The organism is Psychrobacter sp. C 20.9 (genome assembly GCF_001921765.1).
GTDB classification, from domain to species: Bacteria; Pseudomonadota; Gammaproteobacteria; order Pseudomonadales; family Moraxellaceae; genus Psychrobacter; species Psychrobacter piscatorii_B.
The window spans coordinates 1-19,685 of record NZ_MRYC01000002.1 but is presented as its reverse complement, the minus strand read 5'-3'; the positions used below and the strand labels follow the sequence as shown (position 1 = coordinate 19,685).

Below are 19,685 nucleotides of genomic sequence, written 5' to 3'. Positions count from 1 at the left end.
TAATATAAACTATTTAAACAAACTTTCGCCGTCCTGTAAACCTTTATTAAAAAATAGGCATCAAAAGAGATAATCATTAAGGGAAATGGAGATAAAATGACAACATCTACATCGGCAGCTACCTCACTACTCGAACGAATGGATCACCTGATGGGTCAAAGCAAGGATGATAATGACCGACAGTTTGTGACGGCACTAGGTCGTGGATTGGTTATACTGGCTGCCTTTGAACACCATGAGCGCCTTACCCATCAGCAACTATGTCAGATGACCAAACTGCCAAAAGCGACCATTAGTCGCCTGATTCATACCTTGACCACGCTTGGGTTTTTGCGTACTAATGAGCACGGACAGTATCAACTGGGCAGTAGTGCAGTACGCCTAAGCGCGACCGCGTGGAGTCGTCACGATATGGTGGCCTATGCTGAGCCACTATTACGGCAGTTCGCTAGCGAAAATGAGGTATCGGTAAATCTAGCGACCGAAGTTGAAGGAGAGATGCGCTATCACGCCTGCTGTCGTAGTCCTGCACGCCTATCGGTCAACTTGCAGGTTGGCTCAGCGGTGCCGGTGGCACGTACTGCCATTGGACGGGCTTTTTATGCAGTAAGCTCTCAAGCGAGACAGGCAACGATTATTAGCAATTTGAAAGAGAATTTATCTGATGAAGATTACATTCACGCACAGTCAGCGCTCACTCAAGCAGCCCAGCATTATGAGCAGTACGGCTATACCGTCTCTGATGGGGAGTTCTCTACTGATATCTTGGCAGTCGCGGTTGGGGTATACGATGTCGCGACTGGGCAATACGCCTATTCGCTCAATGCCAGTGTACCAAGCGCTAATTGGGAGGCGGACGACTATGCGGCAATCATAGTGCCAAAATTGCAGGCGTTGGCGGAGCGGATTGGCGGTGGTGATGCGTAAAAGTAAGCGACTGTCACTTCAAGCCTCATCACCATTATAAATGGCTATAAACAGCACGCGCAGTTGCGTTTGGTTTTTGGCATTTGACCGATACCAGGGTTAAAAGTATTGGTAGGATCTAGGCGCTCATAAAATTGCTGCAAATCAGGTTCGGCTTCATATAAGTGGCCGACATTATGCTCAGCAGGGTATTTGGCACCGCGCTTGTTTAATAGCTCAAGCATCATCTTTTTGACCTGCTTGGCATCACTGCCCTTTTTTAAAATATAATCTTGATGAAACACATAACAAAAAAAGTGACCGTAATACAGCTTTTTTTCTAAGTGCTGAGTGATGCTCTCAGGCAAATTTTCCAGCCAATCAAGCGTGTTACGCGGGATAGCAATATCGAGCGCCAGTATCTCTCCGGCGGTCTCTTCATGCATGACCTCATAACGTATGGCGGCCCCTGCAGCAGCAAAGCGATGCAAAAAGGCGCTGTCTGACTCAGCTTGCGTGCAGGTAAAATAACTACCCGTTTCTGAGTCTGCAAAAAACGACTCTAAAAAAGACTGCGCCTCATAGATGCCCTCATCACTCATTTTGATAATCAGGTGATGCTCATACTGGTTGCGGTACTCCAGCATGCGCTTGGGCAAATGCTGCGGCAATATTTGGGCGATCATTTGCATAACTTTATCGGTCAAATGATTGGGCACCCATGACCATTTACTCAGTTTGGCATCAATACTGCCTTTGATAGAAAACAGCTTGGGCAAAGCATTGGTACCCAGATGCTTGATGCTCAAAAAGGTGTCTTTGCCGTACTTGGCAGACACATCAAATATATCGCGGTGCATATATTCGCCCACTTCAGGGACGTTTTTAAAGCTCGATAGTATTTGTCGTCTCAGTAGTGCCAACTCCTGCACACTATTGCTACCGACATAAAAGGTTTGCTCTTTGGTCGCGGTGGGATACGTATCCAGGCGAACGGCAAAAACGGCCAACTTGCCTGCACAGCCACTGGCTTCATACAGCCTGCGCTTATCCGCATTAAAGCGGCTCGGCGTGTCGGCATTGACATCCTGTATTCGGGCGACATACTCTTTGTCTGAGGCCAGTTTGTTGCTTTGGGATAACTGTGACTTGTCAAAATAGCCGTTTTGTAAATTGGTGAGGATTTCTTCGGGCGTATCGCCCAAATCGACCTCTAAATGATTCACCAGTACCAGCTGACCGTGTTCATTAATCTGAGCAAACAGCGACAGCTCTGTGTAAGCAGGGCCTCGTTTGACCAGCGCGCCGCCCGAATTATTGGAGACACCACCGACGATTGACGCGCCCAAAGTCGATGAGCCAATCACCGAGTGCGGCGCTCGATTGACCGCTTTTAACTCGTTTTGCAGTTGATGCAAAGTCGTACCCGGTAGGCTGATAATTTGCTCATTATCATTGATCAAATACAGCTTATTTATCGCCAGCGTATTGATGACCACCACGGGTCTATCGTAGTCATCACCGCTGGGCGTTGAGCCTTCTGTCAGACCTGTTTTGGCCGCTTGCATAATGATAATACAGTTGCCCTCAACACACACTTCCAGACATTGCCAAATCTCAAGCAGCGTTTGCGGAAACAACACTGCCAGCGCGATACCGCCGCCTGAGCGCCAGCCCATGCGGTAGTGCTCATTTTTTGCTGGATCTGCCTGTATATTGGCAGCGCCCAGTATTTTGATCAATTTAACCAACACCTGATCTGATGGTAGCTGGCTTGTATAGGAGGCGGTCGATCGATAACGGTTCATTACTTGCTCTTTTTTTTGCTGTGCATTCATAAGGTTAGCGGTCCTTGAAAGCCAAAGAGATAAATGGCTGCCATAACGATGATGCCACTGAACAACACATAATAGATGGTTGGTAAGATGGTGCGTCTCAGCGTCGCGCCCTCCATCCCAAGCAGCCCAACGGTTGCTGATGCGGCCACCACATTGTGAATGGCAATCATGTTACCCGCCGCGGCGCCAACCGCTTGTGCTGCGATGATGAGTGAGGGCGAGATGTGCAAGCTCATGGCCGCTTCATACTGGAACTGACTGAACATCATGTTTGATACGGTATTCGAGCCTGCGATAAACGCACCTAGGGCACCGATGGTTGAGCTGATCAGCGGAAAGGCGCTGCCAAACGTGCCTGCAAACAACTCAGCACTGGCAACTGGCATACTCGCGACATCGGATAGATTGACCCCAGAGTTGATAAAAATCCGAACCATAGGGATGGTAAAAATAAGCACAAACCCAGCGCTTAAGACGGTTTTGCTTGATTCGCTCAAAGCATCACCCAGCGCACGTGTTGGATTTTTAGTTTGCACAAAAGCTGCGATTAAGGCGCTGATTAACAACAGGCCGCCGGGCAAATATAAAGGACTAAAACCTGCACTGATATCGGCCTCGCCCAAAATCGTATTAAAATCTAGCGTGGCGCTGCTGAGCAAGTCCTTAAAGTCAGCAAACATTCTCGAACACACTAGTAGCAGCGCCACTAGCAAGTAAGGAAACCATGCCATCAGCGTAGACATGGTCTTGCCTGCTGGGGTGGCCACATCTTCTTTGCTGACCACCAGTTTACCCATCCAATCGCTTGGCCAGCTGCTTTTGGCTTCAAAGTCCCACGTGGTCTTTGGTACCAAAAATCCTTTTTTAGCCGCCTGAATGACAATCGCCACACTGACCAGTCCACCAACCAACGATGGAAATTCAGGACCCAAGAAAATACCCGTTAAAGCGTAAGGTACAGTGAAGGCCAACCCTGCAAAGATGGCAAAGGGCCAAATGGCTAAGCCTTCTTTCCAGCTTTTATTTTTACCAAAAAAGCGGGTGAGCATCATCACCATCAGGAGCGGCATAAACGTCCCAATCACACCGTGAATAATCGCCACTTGGGTGGTAATCAGTTGTAAAAATTCTTCCCATTGCATGCCTTCTTGCGCCAGCAGCGCACTGATGGCCACGGTATCTAGACCCTTATTCACCCCAATGACAATCGGCGTACCGACCGCCCCGAACGATACGGGCGTGCTTTGGATCATCATCCCCATAAGCACCGCACCCAATGCAGGGAACCCTATCGCGACCAGCAGCGGTGCCGCAATTGCAGCCGGTGTGCCAAAGCCTGCCGCACCTTCAAGAAACGTCCCAAAACACCATGCAATGATGATGGCTTGCACTCGGCGGTCAGGCGATACGTTGATAAAACCTGCGCGAATCACTGCAATAGCGCCCGTGTGTTTTAGAGTATTTAATAAGAACAGGGCACCAAATACGATCCACAATACCGATATCGTAATCACGGTCCCTTGAAGAATAGAGGACGACACGCGGTTAAACGTCATGTCCCAAATAAAAAGTGCGAGCGCGGCAGTCACCGCCAAAATGATCGGCATGGTCTTTTTGGCCGACCATTGTAGACCAATAAGAAATACGCCACTGAGTATGATTGGCAATAGGGCAAGTAACCCATAGACAGTCTGATTCAAAATTCCCTCTCCCTGTTATCGTCTGTGCATCCTTGAACACCACTCTTAAACGCCGCCCTTAAGCACAGTCCTTACATACAGCCACTCAATCGCTCAGATTAACAGCCTCATTGTGCTTAGGGTAGAATTCACACACTCTACGCTTTACAAGGGCAAAGATAAACAGCATGATCAGACAAGGTTATTTTCCTTTTTTGCTATAATGCGAAATATATTACCCTGATTAGAGAATCGGTATGATTAAAGCTGATGACATGGTTTTGTTTGTTTTGGTGGTCGATGAAGGCTCTTTTTCCAAAGTTGCTGACAAACTGGCGCTGACCAATTCTGTAGTGAGCAAACGTATCGCGCGCCTAGAAGCCAACTTAAATGCACAATTGCTCTACCGAACCACCCGAAAACTCAGCTTGACCGATGCCGGCCGAACGCTGTATCACAAAGCCAAATTGGCTCAGCTTGCCTTTCAAGAAGCGGAAAATGCTGTCATCGGCTATGGCGAAAACATGAAAGGCTATATCCGCGTCACCGCCCCTGTGGTCTCTTCTGACTTACTACTCAGCACGGCTATCGCTGAATTTTGTAAAAAATATCCTGAGATAACCGTAGAGCTATACATCACCAACCGTTTGATTGATTTGGTCGAAGATGGCTTTGATTTGGCCATCCGAACGGCGGAGCTTGAAGACTCCTCCTTGATTGTCAAACGCCTGATAGACAGTCAATGGGTGATTTGCGCCACCCAAAATTACCTCAACAAATATGGTACGCCGCAAACCCCCGCCCAACTGCAAAATCATGATTGCCTCATCTATAAATTTGATAACACCAGTAGCGACTTGTGGCCGTTATATGAGGATGGTGCTGAGCTGCTGCTGCCCGTCAGTGGCCGCTTTTATAGCAATCATTTAAGCGCGATCAAACATGCTGCGCTGAGTGATTTGGGCATTGCTTTTTTGCCGCAAGCACTAGTGTATAAAGCCTTTCAGCGCCAGACTTTAACCCAAATTTTGCAAGATTTTACCCGCAAGCGTATGGGGATGTTTGCGGTGTATCCCAAATCAAAACAGCCCGATCAAAAGCTCAAATTATTGGTTGCTTATTTGCAAGACGCGCTAAAAGACAAAGAAGCCTACTACTGCTAAAGCACTAGTTTTATAAGCCGCCTCATACCCAACTGTTTTATCGGACATAAAAAAGCCACCTGTTTGGGTGGCTGATTTAATATTTTTCTGTGACATTCTAGATAGCGATACGACCAAATACGTCATCGTTTTTTGAAATGAAATTAGCAGCGTTTTTCATGTACTTTTATAGGCTTATTATCTATATTGACCTACTGACTGATTAAAGCCATTATCCAATCCATCAAACTTCAGCTCATCAAACCTTAGCCCAAATTTCATTAAATACTTACGCAGTCTGTCGCTATCATTAGGATTTTTCAGCTTGTCGCGGGAGTTGGCGTACAGATAGCGCCCTGCCGCCGCTTGGCTGCTATGCTGATAGCAGTCCTCAATCACATATGCCAGCTGCACCGCATCAAAGGGGTCGAGCGCGTCTTTGTCGTCGCTTGATAGATGACGACTCAGCACCGTATCCGCGTGCGCTTGCTGCTCGGTTGGGCTGGGCGCATACGCCTTGTCCGCTTGATTCTGCGCGCTATTGGGCAATGCCCACAAATGCTTAAGGCGGGTAATTTCTGCCTTAACATCGGGCATACGAATCACTTTGCCTTCGCACAATGTCGTTAAGCGCGTCATGCTGGCGCTCAAATCACGAAAGTTGCCCTGCCACGTCGCCTCAGAACTTGTGGCAAAGGCTTCAAAGTACGCCCGCGCCTCAGGCTCAAAGCGGTACTGGTACTGCTGCTCACTGCCCAGACGCGCCAGCTCGTAATCAATATTGGCAGGCAAGTCCTCGATACGGTCTTTTAACGATGGTAAAAAAAACGTCCACGTGTTCAGGCGCGCAAACAAGTCGGCACGGAATTCACCATCCGCGACCGCTTGGCGCAAGTCCTTGTTTGTCCCTGCCATCAGCTGAAATGACACATCAATGGGCGTATCGCTACCAAGCGGATAAAAGCGCTGTGCCTCAAGCGCGGTCAAGAGCATCGCCTGTTCGTCCAGCCCCAGCTCGCCGATTTCATCCAAAAACAGCAAGCCGCCGTCCGCTGATTTGAGCAGACCCTCACGGCTCGACGCCGCGCCCGTAAACGCGCCTTTGACATGACCGAACAGCACACTCATAGCGGTATCACCGCGCAAGGTGGCGCAGTTGACCTCGACGAACGCGCCGAGTGGCTGTTTGTTGTTGGCTTTGTTTTTCTTGAGCGCGTAGATTTGCGTCGCCAGTTGCGACTTGCCTGCCCCTGTCGCGCCCATCAGCAAAATCGGGGCGTTAGAGCGCGTGGCGACCTTTTCAATATCCGCAATCAGCTGTTGATAGGCGGCGTTTTGGGTGACGAGATTGGCTTGCAGGGTTTGCCAGTGCTGAGCTTTTTCTGCTTCAAAACGCGCGCGCAAGCTGTCATAACGCGACACGTCTAAATCAATGATTTGGTAGCGGCCTTGTGGGTCGTATTGGTCAGGCTTGGGACACGGCGAGGTCTGAATCAAATCAGCAGGCAAAAACCCCGCTTCAACCAGCAAAAACCAGCAAATCTGCGCGACATGCGTGCCTGTGGTCAGATGCAGCAGATAGTCTGTGTCTTCACGAAAGGCGAAGCCTGTGACAAAGTCATACAGCTCAGCATAGACATCAGCAAAATCCCATGGGCTCGCCAGCGTCACCCGATGCCCAATGACTTTGGTATCGGCGCTGACCTGCGCCACATCATCAACAATGACGTTAAACAGTCGCTTGTCGCGCTTGCTATAGAGGATATGCAGCTCATCGACCAGCAGGTCATCATGCAGGCACAGACTGACGGTCGGACGCCAGCGCTGCCAACGCTTGTCATTAAAGCCGTTGTCCAAGGTCGTACCGAGAAAGCCGATAACGGCGGATTTTTTACGCTGCACTTTATTAACCTCTATTTATCACACCTTTTCTAATCAGTTACCAATTTGCATTAATTGCTTACTGTCCAATTGATCTTCTATCTGACCTTCATTGATATGGTTATACCCCAACCCAATCGAACATTCAGGCAGCCCCACTACTTCGACCAACTTTTCGTGCGCTTCAATAGCAAATACGAAATCTTGCATCAGTACCTCAAGTAGCGGCTCTTTATTCACCTCATCAAATGCCTCAGATAAGGAATCAACCATCACACGAGCTTGCTCTTCCTTTTGCTGTCCCTGCGGTTCATCTGCTTCTTCGTCCATATCTGGCAGCTCGTCATCATATTCAGCATACATTTCTTCAAAGCTCATGCCGCAGCTATAATCTGCTATGAGCTTGCCTTTATTACACAATATGGTAAGCAGCAAATCATCATCATGATTAAGCACGCCCAATGCGCTACAGTCCAGCTCAGATGTCAGCATTAGCAGCATCTCGTAGACGTGTGCTATATCTTGAGTATCACATTGCGCTTCATAAATAACACATTGCTGCTCACTGATTGGCATCACGTATGCGCTAGTAGCCTTCTAGCCAAATCTTACAATTCTATAAACGTCAGAATAGAATAAAAACTATATTTATAGAATAAATTATATCTTTGTTTACTTGATTAAAGTTCATTATTTTACAAAAAAAGAATTTAAAATATTTTTTATTATTCAATATCAAATACTTATAAAAATAAAATTTATCTTTAGCAAAACTGGCACACCCTTAGCAGTATATAAAGTACAGACAGAACATTTTTATGAAAAGCTAAGGAGCACACTATGCAGCCTATCAATCACAACATCATTCAAGACGGTGGTACCCCTATCCGCCTATGGACCAAAGGCGTGCCTGTCGACCCAAAAGCCCACGACCAGCTGATCAAAGCCTCACAGATGCCTTTTATTTATAAATGGCTCGCGGTGATGCCTGATGTCCATGTCGGTATTGGCGCGACAATCGGTACGGTGCTGCCGACCAAAGAAGCGATCATCCCTGCGGCCGTCGGTGTCGATATTGGCTGCGGGATGATGGCGGTGCAAACCACGCTAACCGCAGATGATTTGCCCGACAACTTGCACGGACTGCGCACCGAGCTGGAAAAAGCCATTCCGCACGGTCGCAGCAAAACGCGCGGTCGCGGTTCGCGCCGTGACGTGGGCGCGTGGGCGAACCCTGATGACAGCGTGATGAATGGCTGGGGCACGCTGGTCGATGATTTTAATTATCTGACCCAAAAGCATCCCAAACTAAAAAACACCAACAACCTAACCCACTTGGGGACGCTGGGCACAGGCAATCACTTTGTTGAGGTATGCCTTGATGAGACCAATCAAGTGTGGATTATGCTGCATTCAGGCTCGCGCGGCGTAGGCAATGCCATCGGGCGCTACTTTATTGAGCTGGCGCGCGAAGACATGCGCAAATGGTTTATTAACCTGCCTGATAAAGACTTGGCGTACTTTGCCGAGGGCACTGAGCACTTTGATGATTATTGGTTTGCGGTTGGCTGGGCGCAGCGCTTTGCCTTTAAAAACCGCGAAATCATGATGGAAAAAGCCATCCAAGCGCTACGCACTATCGTGCCAAAACCGTTCGATGCTGCGGTAAAAGCGGTCAACTGTCACCACAACTATGTGGCAAAAGAAGAGCACTACGGCGAGGAAGTCTTTGTCACACGTAAAGGTGCGGTACGTGCCCGCGTCGGCGAATACGGTATCATTCCAGGGTCGATGGGCGCAAAATCCTTTATCGTCAAAGGTAAAGGCAATCAAGAGTCGTTTTGCTCTTGCTCGCATGGCGCAGGCCGCGTGATGTCACGCACTGAGGCGAAAAAAGTCTTTACTATCGATGACCAAATTGCCCAGACCGAAGGCGTAGAATGTCGTAAAGACGCGGACGTGATTGACGAAATCCCAGCGGCGTACAAAAACATTGAAGACGTGATGAGAGCCCAAAACGACTTGGTGGAAGTGGTGCATACTTTGCGACAAGTGGTTTGTGTTAAGGGGTGAGCATGAGATACTTAAGACTATATAATCTCAAAAGTTGGTTCCACATTTCATAATATAAACTTAAAACAGGTATATCCACATTAAGAAATAAGGAAATTAGTCATGGCTAATACAGTAAAAGAGATTGAAAGTCATTTAGAGTTGAAAATAAAGACAGCTTGCAATAAATTTTTATTATCTAAAGGCTGGAGTTCTACGTTACCAAATACCTACGAATTAAGTCTAGTTAAGTATTTAGATTTTATAGATATATTGAGAATTAAGGATAAACCTTGACAATGCATAGAGCTTCCGAACCTAAAATGTCCTCCCGAACTAAAAGCTGGTTATGAAAACCTTAAAAAAGCTCTTACTAGTGGAAAAGATATTGATAAATACATGAGCAAAGGTATTTTTAGAGGAAATAATGATGCTATGTTTAATGACTGGGGTATACTTCATTTCCATCTTGGTAGCCAATTAGATAATACATGAAAGTATGTTAGACGAACTAAAGAACTAGTATTTATAAAATTTCACGAAAAAACTGCTTATATCATTGCCATTGGTAAACATGGAGATTGGACAAAACAGAAGTTAATAGAAAAACTTGACAGCCATACACCTGAATTAATTAGTCACGGTCTAATTAATGCTATAGATATTTCCCATTCACCTTCTGACGAAGAATTAAAACACCTCAGAAACGACAATATAAACTCAGCTATTAAATTAGACAATGGGAATATTTATATGGTAATTAATAGTGGCTATTCATTAGCTGGTAATAAAATGACTAGCACTATGGGGTTGACTACAATAAATCGCTGCATTCACATGATTTCTAGATTTATTATATATAACAATTTAAACACAAAACTAGATGATTTTATTTTTTATGAATATAGCATAAAAACTACACACTGGGGAAATATTATTAATGGAATTGCATTTATTAACACTAAAAATGGAAAATTTCTTTACTCAATGGGTAGTCAAGCCAAATATTCTTGTACACTCTCATAATTTTTATTTAAATATAGTATTTCTATCTTTTATAAGAAAAAATCTGAGTTTTTAAATAAAATAGTAGATGCATTATTTATATAGACTTAGCTTCCTTTATATCAATTATACATATGAAATTTTAAAATAAATTAAAATAAGAGAAAACCAATATGAAACTTGCAGAAGCCCTACTCATCCGTAGCGATATGCAAAAAAAACTGGCGCAAATCAAAGGACGCATTCGCAATAATGTCAAAGTCCAAGACGGCGATACGCCAAGCGAAGACCCCAATCAGCTGTTAGTGGACGCGAGCCAGCTGATTACTGAGCTGTCCGCGCTTATCGCCCGCATTCAGCGCACCAACGCGGTGGCGATGACGGACAACAATCAATCGATGCTGGCGCTGCTCGTTGCGCGCGATACCCTTGAGATGCGCCACAAGCTGTTGACCGAGTCGATAGCGGCGACCGAAACCGAGGTCGATCGCTATAGCCCGCGCGAGATTAAATGGCAAGTGATGGTCTCGGTCGGTGCATTGCAAAAGCAAGCGGACGATATCGCCATGAAGCTGCGTCAGCTTAACATTGTCATTCAAGCCAATAACTGGCAGATTGACCTTGTGGATTAGCTTTGTAAACCTTTTTTAGCTTTGTCTGTCTGATAATGGACAGACTCCCCTTTTGGAACCGATTGGGCGAGTGTCAGACCCCGCGTATCCACAGCAGGGGGTTGAAAATATACTGTCGTGGCTGCTACGCGTTGTGGGCAGGCGCATTTTTTACCACTTATGCCCCGCACATGGCACTTGGCACAATGCACCATTTAGACCTTAGCACCAGACACTGACAGTCGGTTTCAATCTTATTTTAAATGCGACCCGAAAAGTATTGGGAAGCATTTTATTATGTCCATTAACAACACTACCAATCAATAGTCATACAAATCATAAAGACATTTATCATGCCAGCATCAACACATAAAACCCTAAAAATTAACGGCAGCACAGGCGAAGGCGGTGGACAAATCATTCGTACGGCACTGTCATTATCGATGCTCACTGGTACGCCAATTGAAATCACCAATATTCGTGCTGGACGCGCCAAACCCGGATTGATGCGTCAGCATTTGATGTGTGTACAAGCGTCACAACAGATATCAAACGCTAGCGTATCGGGCGCGCATTTGGGCAGTATGGCATTTACTTTTACGCCAAGTACTGTACAGGCGGGCGATTATGCCTTTGATATCGGCTCGGCAGGCAGTACCAGTCTGGTGCTACAGACGCTACTGCCTGCCCTACTCTTTGCCAATGCTGACTCAAGCAACAAGTCCACCGTTACCATCATAGGCGGCACGCACAATCCGTTAGCGCCAACCACCGACTTTTTGCAGCACGCCTTTGTGCCGCTACTTGCCAAGCTCAGCATGCAGGTGGATATTGAATGCTTGCAAGCGGGCTTTGCCCCTATCGGCGGCGGCGCGATTAAAGCAACTATTGCGCCATTTGTGCGCCGTGCTAATGCTTCACGATTAGACCTCACGGAACGCGGTAAGCTTGTCAGCACGGAGCTGGTCGCAAGCGTGCTCAATCTAGAATACGATATTTGCAAACGCGAGCTTGCCAGCGCCAAGGCCGCGTTGATTGAAGCGGGTATGGATGAGGCGCTTATTACAACACGCGGTAATAAATTATACGGCATTGGTGAAGGCAATACCTGCTATGCAAAAGTCACTCACGAGAGTATTAGTATCCAAAATCACAAAGAATATCACTCTGAAATATTTACGTTACTAGGAGAAAAACGCAGCTCAGCAGAAAAGATAGGTGGTCGTTTGTCAGGCTTAGTAAAGCGTTATTTGTTTGACACCGATGCGCTGATTGATGAATATTTAACCGATCAGCTGCTATTACCGTTAGCCTTATCAGGCGGTGGTACATTTAGCGCGCGGGTTATTAGCGAGCATAGCAAAACCCAAGCATGGCTCATTGAGCAATTTTTACCCGTTGCGATCACGTTTGATGCTATAGACGATGAGCAAATATTAGTCAGAATCACCTGCTAAAATTTGCCAGCATTAGTATACTGTTACCCAATGATACCGACGTGGCGATAGCATCGGTGTATGATATACGCGACAAATTTGATCGTCTTATCTATATTTACAATGACTATTGAGCCTCGTTATGCCTGAATCTCGTACCAATCTACACCCTGAACCCAAAACCAGCTCGCCGTATTTTGTCGGGTTGCTGCTGCGCTATAGCACGCTGGGTGCAGCCATTTGTCTATTATTAGCCGGATTGCTGCTGATGCACGGTTGGCTAATTGTGATTGGAGGTTTTGGCGTAGGACTCGGTATTTATGATCTGATTCAGTCCAAGCATTCAGTGCTAAAAAACTACCCGATAGCAGGACATATACGCTACGTACTAGAGGATTTTCGTCCTGAGATTCGTCAGTATTTGCTTGAAGATGACAAAGAGCAGGTGCCATTTTCACGCCAGCAGCGCGCGCTAGTGTATCAGCGGGCAAAGAACGTCAGCGATACCAATGCGTTTGGTACGCTAGACAATCTTTATACTCATGGTAAAGAATGGTTTTTGCAATCTGCCATCAGTCAACCGCTAAAAAACAAAGACTTTCGTATCACTGTTGGCGGCGAGCGTTGTAAGCAGCCGCATGATATGTCGGTATTTAACATCTCCGCGATGAGTTTTGGCAGTCTGTCCGCAAACGCCATTATGGCACTCAATCAAGGCGCAAAAATAGGCGGATTTACGCATGATACGGGCGAAGGCGCGATCAGCCCTTATCATCGTAAGTTCGGTGGTGATCTGATTTGGGAGTTGGGTACAGGGTATTTTGGCTGCCGTGATGCCGAAGGCAATTTTGACCCACAGTCTTTCGCCGAAAAAGCCGTCGATCCGCAAGTCAAAATGATTGAGATCAAGCTGTCGCAAGGTGCCAAACCGGGTAAAGGCGGCGTGTTGCCATCGAGCAAAATCACTCAAGAGATTGCCGATACTCGCCAAGTGCCGACGGGTCAAGACTGTATTTCGCCCGCTTCGCACACCGCGTTTAGTACACCGCGTGAGCTTGTCGCCTTTTGGCAGCAGCTACGCGAATTATCTGGCGGCAAGCCTGTTGGCTTTAAGCTATGCGTGGGTCAGCCTTGGCAGTTTATGGCGATTGTCAAAGCCATGATCGAGACGGATAACTATCCTGATTTTATTGTTATTGATGGTGCCGAAGGCGGTACAGGTGCGGCGCCTGTTGAGTTTATGGACAATGTCGGCATGCCGATGGTCGAAGGATTTTTGCTTGTTCACAATACTTTGGTCGGTGCAGGCATTCGTGACAAGATCAGACTTGGTGTCAGTGGCAAGATTGTCTCAGGGTTTGATATTGCACGGATGATTGCGCTAGGTGCCGATTGGTGTAACTCGGCGCGTGGCTTTATGTTTGCGGTTGGTTGTATTCAGTCGCGCTCTTGTCACACCAATACTTGCCCGACAGGCGTGGCTACCCAAGACCCTTACCGTCAAAAGGCGCTCGATGTGCCTAGTAAAGCAGAGCGCGTGGCAAGCTTCCATAAAAACACACTCAAATCATTGGCCAGCATCGTCGGCGCGGTGGGCTTACAGCATCCGAGTCAGCTGCAACCTTATCATATCGCCCGCCGTCTAGATGACGGGCAGATTAAGCTGCTATCTAAGTTTTTCTACTTTACGGATAAGGGCGCATTACTTGATAATAGCGCGCGTGCGGATATTTTCAATCAAATGTGGGTGATGGCCAATCCTGATAGTTTCTTAGCCAATAATGATGCGCTAATTGCTTATAACAAAGACTCTCGTGATAAAGGCAAAGAGACTAGCGCACCAACCGAACACCGCGCTGGATATAGCTCTCCATACAGCTCCGACCACTCGATCATGACCGATGGTGGACAACTCATCGGCAATGTGAATAATACTTTCCGTGACTATCCGTCCAGTAGCGACTAAAAGCGAGTACCCAAGATTTATATATGAAGCAGTAGCAAATAAACCATAAATACCCTCTGTAAAAGACGTGTGATTGATGCCAACCTCCATTTTGACCTTATCGTTATCATTGATAGTGCTTGCGCTTGGCCTTAGCGCTTGCCAGCAGACAGACACTGACACGACTAACCTCGATACAGACAGTTGGTCGTGTCAGACAAAAGACTCGCCATTTACTTATAGCGTCTGCCGTGTGGATGCAAGTGGATTAACAAGCGATCGTTATTCACTGCAGCTGTTTTGGCAAGCCTCTAATGACCAACCACTACTAACCTTTGATACATTGTTGTCCACTTTACCAAAGACTGAAACTCTAAACTTTGCCATGAACGCAGGAATGTACAACGAAAACTATGCACCAATTGGTTACACCGTCATCAAAGGCGAAGAAGTCAAATCGCTCAATCTAAAAGAAGGTGGTGGCAATTTTCATTTATTACCCAATGGCGTTATGTGGTGGGACAAAGCTGGTCACGTACAAATCACCGAAAGCCACGCCTTAGATGAACAGATAAACAATGGCAACGCACAGCATTGGTATGCGACGCAATCTGGTCCTATGCTAGTCATCAATGATGAGATACATCCGCAGTTCAATCCTGATAGCACATCCATCAAACTGCGTAATGGTGCAGGCATTTGCCGAGATGGCAGCATACAATTCGTCAATACAGATGAGCCTGTGACGTTTTATCAGTTTGCGACTCTATTCAAAGACGAGTTAGGTTGTCCAAATGCGCTATTTTTGGATGGCGGCATTGCCTCAGCACTGTATGCACCCAGTATCGATAAGCAAGACAAAAAAGAGATGGGCGTAATGATTGGATTGGTTGAAAATAAAGAGTAATGTACCCTAATACGCTTTATTTTCAACTAAGATTAAAAAAGCACTTAGCGTAAAATAATCACGCTAAGTGCTTTTTTATAAACGTTTATTTTGAATATTATAGTCAAAGAACTCTAAAATGGGTACAAGGCAGCCGACTGCAAATAGTACAAATAGTCCATCTAAGGAGGGTAACGACGTAGCGGTTTAGTAGTTCACCGACTATATGTTAAAAACTAGCCACCCAAGCTCATCTTAGGGCCAAATGGTTCGTAGTGGACGCTATCGACACCATGATCTAATGCTACTAACCCATCAATCATGCTCTCCATAAATGGCATCGAGCCGCACACATAGATATCGGCAGGATTAGGCAAGGTAGCAAGCCACGCGGCATCCAATAACTGCCCAGACTCAAAGTAAAATATATGCTTTTCTACACTCTCAGCCTGTTCGAGTAACTTACTAACTTGATCAGAAAAAGCATGATGAGCGATATTTTGACATGCATAAACCCAAATAATAGGACGTTTAGGATTGGCTAATACTTGCGCCTCTAGCATAGACAGTACAGGCGTCACCCCGACTCCTGCACTCATCAACACCAATGGAATATCATTTTGCTGTATCAAATCTTGATTGAGCGCAAAGTCACCAGCTGGCGCCGATAATAAAACCGTATCACCTACTTCTAGTTGATCATGCATATAGTTAGAAACCAACCCATGATGTTCATTACGGTTATCACGTCGAACCGCAAACTGAATGCCCGTATCGGTACTGGCAGAGTATAAAGAATAATGACGTAAGGCTATATGGTCGCTGTCTTTTGGGTCTGTTTTCACCGTGATGTATTGACCAGCGGTTAAGATCAACTTGCTCAAATCAATCTCTAAAGCGTTTGCTGAATCATTGCCCGAATTGTTCTCACTCTTATCGACTGGTACCACGGTAAAGGCTGCGATATCTGTAGCAACTGCTTCTTTTTTAGTGACCTTAAACAGTGCAAACCCCTGCCACATTGCTTCTTCATACATACCATGTTCAATTTGGATAAATACTGAGGCAATTTCATCATAAGCTTCTGTCCAAGCGTCGATAATGTCATCGGTAGCCGCCTCACCTAATACTTCTTTTATCGCCCCAATTAGATGCTTACCAACGATAGGATAATGCTCAGGCAATATCTGTAACGCTCTATGCTTATGGCTAATCTGGGTCACTTGTGGCAATAGCGTAGCCAGTTTGTCCAAGTGCTTGGCAGCGGCTAATACTGTCGTTGCTAGCGCCGTCTGCTGTCTTCCCAATTTTTGATTGGTTTCATTAAAAATATCTAACAGCTCAGGATGCTCATTAAACATATTTTTATAAAACACAGTGGTAATCGCAACGCCATGCTCTTCAAGTACAGGAACAGTTGCGGTGACGATTTCTAACGTTTTTGGTGAGGCCATGTTGTTTCTCTTAGTCATTAACTTCATTGATAAATTGAGATGTTAAACATAATCCGTCTAAACTAGCAATAATGAGTAGACCTTTTTACAGTAGTCATCAAAATTTTTAACCGCCCAATTCAGAATATTTATAACATTCATTTTAAATGAATTTTATCACACTTTACTAAGCATACTAATATACAATCAATATCGAGCTTATTTGCATCGATAAAAAAACAGCCGCTATGTTGTCATAACGGCTGTTGTTATAATGATTTACTCTGTGTTAACAGGCTTTATTTATTCATCAATCGGGCTGAATATCAAAATTACCGTGCCATATATTGAGTCATTTCTTCAACACCATGTAGCGTCATCGGATACATCTTATCTTCGAATAGCTTTTTAATTTCAACGATGGTTTGCGTATATTGCCAATACGACGGGTTTTCAGGATTGAGCCAAGTGACTTTATCAAAATGCTCCAGTACACGCTTTAACCAAACGATGCCCGCTTCATTATTCATATACTCTACGCTACCACCGACTGTCATCAACTCATAAGGTGACATCGATGCATCACCGACGAAGATGACGCGATACTCGCGCCCATATTTATTGAGTAGCTCAAACGTTGGCATCGGTGCGCTATGGCGACGATTATTGTCTTTCCATACATAGTCATATAGACAGTTATGAAAATAAAAGAACTCTAATGTTTTAAATTCATTCTTTGCCGCAGAGAACAGTTTCTCAAGTGCTTCAACATGGATGTCCATACTACCGCCCACGTCAAATAGCATTAATACTTTGACACGGTTGCGGCGCTCAGCTTGCATATGTATATCAAGCACACCCTTTTTGGCAGTACGTTTAATCGTTTCATGAATATCAAGCTCGTCAGCACTGCCTGTGCGCGCAAACTGACGTAGGTTGCGTAGTGCCATTTGGATTTGACGGGTACCCAGTTGATTGTCATCATCAAGATTGCTATATTTACGCTGCTCCCAAACTTTCGCAGCGCTACGTTTACGAGATTCCCCGCCGACGCGTACTCCTTCTGGATGGTCGCCATAAGCACCAAATGGTGAGGTGCCGCCCGTTCCTACCCACTTACTCCCACCTTGATGACGCTCTTTTTGCTCTTTTAACCGTTCTTCTAACGCCTTCATCAGCTCCTCAAGCGAGCCGTATTTTTTTAGTAGGCGTCTTTGCTCTTCGGTCAAGTTTTTTGGATCAAGCTTTAGATCCAGCCACTCTTTTGGCACGTCCGTCAGCTTAGCCAACAGCGCATCCATATCGAGACTATCCACCCCTTCAAAATAGTCCGCCATTGCCCGATCAAATTTATCAAAATGGCGCTCGTCTTTGACCATGCACAGCCGAATCAACCGATACATATCCTCACGGCTCGCAAAAGTCGCCAGTGCTGGATCTTCAGGATGCGGCTGCATCATCAGGCCCTTATCTAACGCGGCATTGAGATCAAGCAGCTCACGCGTACTGACTGGTACGCCGTAAGTCCGCAAGGTATAGAATAGTTTTATGAACATAAGAGACGCACCACTGATTGACGTAAAACAAAAAAAGCACTGAACACTTAGACGCGCTTAACGACGCATCATGTTGGCAAAACGCTGCAGTAAATTCACATCGGCTTCGTTTTTCAGCAATGCACCATATAATGGCGGGATAGATTTTTCACCGCGTAAGTTTTCTTCTAGCTCATTCTGAGCCATGTCATCAGCGAGCAATAATGTCAACCAATCGACCAACTCAGACGTTGATGGTGGTTTTTTAAGGCCTTGAATGTTACGCAGCTTGTAGAATATATCCAACGCGTCGTTGACCAGTTTTTCTTGAATATCGGGGAAATGCACCTCTATGATTTGGCGCATGGTTTGCTCTTCTGGAAAGTCGATGTAATGGAAGAAGCAACGACGCAAAAACGCATCGGGCAGCTCTTTTTCATTGTTTGATGTAATGATTACTACTGGACGCTGCGCGGCGGTAATGGTCTCGCCCGTCTCATATACATAAAACGACATCTTATCCAGCTCATGCAGCAAGTCATTAGGAAACTCGATATCGGCTTTATCGATCTCATCGATTAGTAGTACGCTGCGCTCAGTGCTAGTAAAGGCATCCCACAGCTTGCCCGGCTTGATGTAATTGCCAATCTCATAAACCTTGTCATCACCCAACTGCGAGTCACGCAGGCGCGATACCGCATCGTACTCGTATAAACCCTGCTCGGCTTTAGTCGTCGACTTGATGTGCCATGTGATGAGCGGCATCCCTAGACTCTCAGCAACCTCTTCTGCAAGCAATGTCTTACCCGTACCCGGCTCCCCTTTAATCAGGAGGGGTTTTTGTAGCGTCATGGCCGCATTCACTGCCAGTTGTAAATCGTCTGTGGCGATATAATTTTGAGTGCCGGTAAAGGTTTGCTTGCTCATAATCAGGTCTCGATTGTTGTTATAGATAAATTGTTATGAATATATGGTTATAAATAAATAGAACTAAAAATTTGATAATGAATAAAAGATAAATTAGATTAGCACAGCCTGACGTATTGCCAAAATACTCATGCGTTCGCCTTTATCAACCATGGTTATATACCTCTAACTGCTCATATGACTGGTAAACACTCTGGCATAAAAAAAGACACGCACTGGTGTCTTTTCATTCAGGTATGCAGTCATTTTTTAAGACAATAACTTTATATTAATGCCTAGGGCGTGTTGAACATTCGCAAATAGGCACTGCTGATCGCTAAAATTGTTCCAGACAAGGCACAAAGCGACGATAATGCAGATGCCTTAGCGAGATTTGTAACGCAGTATGGGGCAATTTTAGCATCAGCCC

At 45.7% G+C, this 19,685-nt stretch carries 15 protein-coding genes; 8 read left to right on the top strand and 7 right to left on the bottom strand.

Annotated features, from left to right (window positions below; genetic code table 11):
• Nucleotides 1–96 precede the first annotated feature (96 nt).
• The gene (locus tag BTW00_RS01550) at nucleotides 97–927 is read left to right on the top strand and encodes an IclR family transcriptional regulator (protein ID WP_075105925.1); all 831 of its coding nucleotides are present in this window, start codon (nucleotides 97–99) and stop codon (nucleotides 925–927) included.
• Between the two features lie 44 nt (nucleotides 928–971).
• On the opposite strand, the gene dld is transcribed toward BTW00_RS01550, so the two are convergent.
• Both dld and BTW00_RS01540 read right to left on the bottom strand, forming a co-directional pair.
• Complete coding sequence (dld, locus tag BTW00_RS01545; protein ID WP_075106074.1) at nucleotides 972–2,714, bottom strand: D-lactate dehydrogenase; 1,743 nt, start codon at nucleotides 2,712–2,714, stop codon at nucleotides 972–974.
• Nucleotides 2,715–2,740: 26 nt separating this feature from the next.
• A complete protein-coding gene (locus tag BTW00_RS01540; protein ID WP_075105924.1) occupies nucleotides 2,741–4,444 on the bottom strand; it encodes an L-lactate permease in 1,704 nt (567 codons plus the stop codon).
• A gap of 236 nt (nucleotides 4,445–4,680) precedes the next feature.
• On the opposite strand from BTW00_RS01540, the gene BTW00_RS01535 reads away from it, so the two are divergent.
• On the top strand, nucleotides 4,681–5,586 hold the full coding sequence (locus BTW00_RS01535; protein ID WP_083603523.1) for a LysR family transcriptional regulator: 906 nt from the start codon (nucleotides 4,681–4,683) through the stop codon (nucleotides 5,584–5,586).
• Between the two features lie 177 nt (nucleotides 5,587–5,763).
• Here the strand turns inward: BTW00_RS01535 and rtcR are convergent, their stop codons facing one another.
• Both rtcR and BTW00_RS01525 read right to left on the bottom strand, forming a co-directional pair.
• Nucleotides 5,764–7,467: an RNA repair transcriptional activator RtcR gene (gene rtcR / locus BTW00_RS01530; RefSeq protein ID WP_075105923.1), complete on the bottom strand. Its 1,704-nt coding sequence runs from the start codon at nucleotides 7,465–7,467 to the stop codon at nucleotides 5,764–5,766.
• Between the two features lie 33 nt (nucleotides 7,468–7,500).
• Complete coding sequence (locus BTW00_RS01525) at nucleotides 7,501–8,025, bottom strand: hypothetical protein (protein ID WP_143506468.1); 525 nt, start codon at nucleotides 8,023–8,025, stop codon at nucleotides 7,501–7,503.
• 261 nt (nucleotides 8,026–8,286) lie between these two features.
• Between BTW00_RS01525 and BTW00_RS01520 the strand changes: the two genes are divergently transcribed.
• The 6 genes from BTW00_RS01520 (at nucleotide 8,287) to BTW00_RS01495 (ending at nucleotide 15,402) form a co-directional block, all read left to right on the top strand.
• Nucleotides 8,287–9,519 carry an RtcB family protein gene (locus BTW00_RS01520; RefSeq protein WP_075105921.1) on the top strand — a complete coding sequence of 411 codons (1,233 nt, stop codon included), beginning with the start codon at nucleotides 8,287–8,289 and terminating at the stop codon, nucleotides 9,517–9,519.
• Nucleotides 9,520–9,621: 102 nt separating this feature from the next.
• The gene (locus BTW00_RS14000) at nucleotides 9,622–9,795 is read left to right on the top strand and encodes a hypothetical protein (protein WP_178379230.1); all 174 of its coding nucleotides are present in this window, start codon (nucleotides 9,622–9,624) and stop codon (nucleotides 9,793–9,795) included.
• An 881-nt stretch (nucleotides 9,796–10,676) separates the two neighbouring features.
• The gene (locus tag BTW00_RS01510; protein WP_075105919.1) at nucleotides 10,677–11,135 is read left to right on the top strand and encodes a DIP1984 family protein; all 459 of its coding nucleotides are present in this window, start codon (nucleotides 10,677–10,679) and stop codon (nucleotides 11,133–11,135) included.
• A 332-nt stretch (nucleotides 11,136–11,467) separates the two neighbouring features.
• Entirely contained in the window at nucleotides 11,468–12,571 is a 1,104-nt protein-coding gene (rtcA, locus tag BTW00_RS01505) for an RNA 3'-terminal phosphate cyclase (protein ID WP_075105918.1), read from the top strand.
• Nucleotides 12,572–12,692: 121 nt separating this feature from the next.
• The gene (locus BTW00_RS01500; RefSeq protein WP_075105917.1) at nucleotides 12,693–14,516 is read left to right on the top strand and encodes an FMN-binding glutamate synthase family protein; all 1,824 of its coding nucleotides are present in this window, start codon (nucleotides 12,693–12,695) and stop codon (nucleotides 14,514–14,516) included.
• Nucleotides 14,517–14,592: 76 nt separating this feature from the next.
• A complete protein-coding gene (locus BTW00_RS01495; RefSeq protein WP_075105916.1) occupies nucleotides 14,593–15,402 on the top strand; it encodes a phosphodiester glycosidase family protein in 810 nt (269 codons plus the stop codon).
• 215 nt (nucleotides 15,403–15,617) lie between these two features.
• Here BTW00_RS01495 and BTW00_RS01490 read toward each other — a convergent pair whose 3' ends face one another.
• The 3 genes from BTW00_RS01490 to BTW00_RS01480 form a co-directional block, all read right to left on the bottom strand.
• The gene (locus BTW00_RS01490; protein WP_075105915.1) at nucleotides 15,618–16,835 is read right to left on the bottom strand and encodes a globin domain-containing protein; all 1,218 of its coding nucleotides are present in this window, start codon (nucleotides 16,833–16,835) and stop codon (nucleotides 15,618–15,620) included.
• A gap of 311 nt (nucleotides 16,836–17,146) precedes the next feature.
• A complete protein-coding gene (locus BTW00_RS01485) occupies nucleotides 17,147–18,370 on the bottom strand; it encodes a VWA domain-containing protein (protein ID WP_075105914.1) in 1,224 nt (407 codons plus the stop codon).
• A 57-nt stretch (nucleotides 18,371–18,427) separates the two neighbouring features.
• The gene (locus BTW00_RS01480; RefSeq protein WP_075105913.1) at nucleotides 18,428–19,276 is read right to left on the bottom strand and encodes a MoxR family ATPase; all 849 of its coding nucleotides are present in this window, start codon (nucleotides 19,274–19,276) and stop codon (nucleotides 18,428–18,430) included.
• Between the last annotated feature and the right edge of the window lie 409 nt (nucleotides 19,277–19,685).

Bases quoted from the DNA above. Each gene is read 5' to 3' on its own strand.
- BTW00_RS01550 (WP_075105925.1), top strand. From the start codon at position 97: ATGACAACATCTACATCGGCAGCTACCTCACTACTCGAACGAATGGAT.
- dld (WP_075106074.1), bottom strand. From the start codon at position 2,714: ATGAACCGTTATCGATCGACCGCCTCCTATACAAGCCAGCTACCATCA.
- BTW00_RS01535 (WP_083603523.1), top strand. From the start codon at position 4,681: ATGATTAAAGCTGATGACATGGTTTTGTTTGTTTTGGTGGTCGATGAA.
- BTW00_RS01520 (WP_075105921.1), top strand. From the start codon at position 8,287: ATGCAGCCTATCAATCACAACATCATTCAAGACGGTGGTACCCCTATC.
- BTW00_RS14000 (WP_178379230.1), top strand. From the start codon at position 9,622: ATGGCTAATACAGTAAAAGAGATTGAAAGTCATTTAGAGTTGAAAATA.
- BTW00_RS01510 (WP_075105919.1), top strand. From the start codon at position 10,677: ATGAAACTTGCAGAAGCCCTACTCATCCGTAGCGATATGCAAAAAAAA.
- rtcA (WP_075105918.1), top strand. From the start codon at position 11,468: ATGCCAGCATCAACACATAAAACCCTAAAAATTAACGGCAGCACAGGC.
- BTW00_RS01500 (WP_075105917.1), top strand. From the start codon at position 12,693: ATGCCTGAATCTCGTACCAATCTACACCCTGAACCCAAAACCAGCTCG.
- BTW00_RS01495 (WP_075105916.1), top strand. From the start codon at position 14,593: ATGCCAACCTCCATTTTGACCTTATCGTTATCATTGATAGTGCTTGCG.
- BTW00_RS01490 (WP_075105915.1), bottom strand. From the start codon at position 16,835: ATGGCCTCACCAAAAACGTTAGAAATCGTCACCGCAACTGTTCCTGTA.
- BTW00_RS01485 (WP_075105914.1), bottom strand. From the start codon at position 18,370: ATGTTCATAAAACTATTCTATACCTTGCGGACTTACGGCGTACCAGTC.
- BTW00_RS01480 (WP_075105913.1), bottom strand. From the start codon at position 19,276: ATGAGCAAGCAAACCTTTACCGGCACTCAAAATTATATCGCCACAGAC.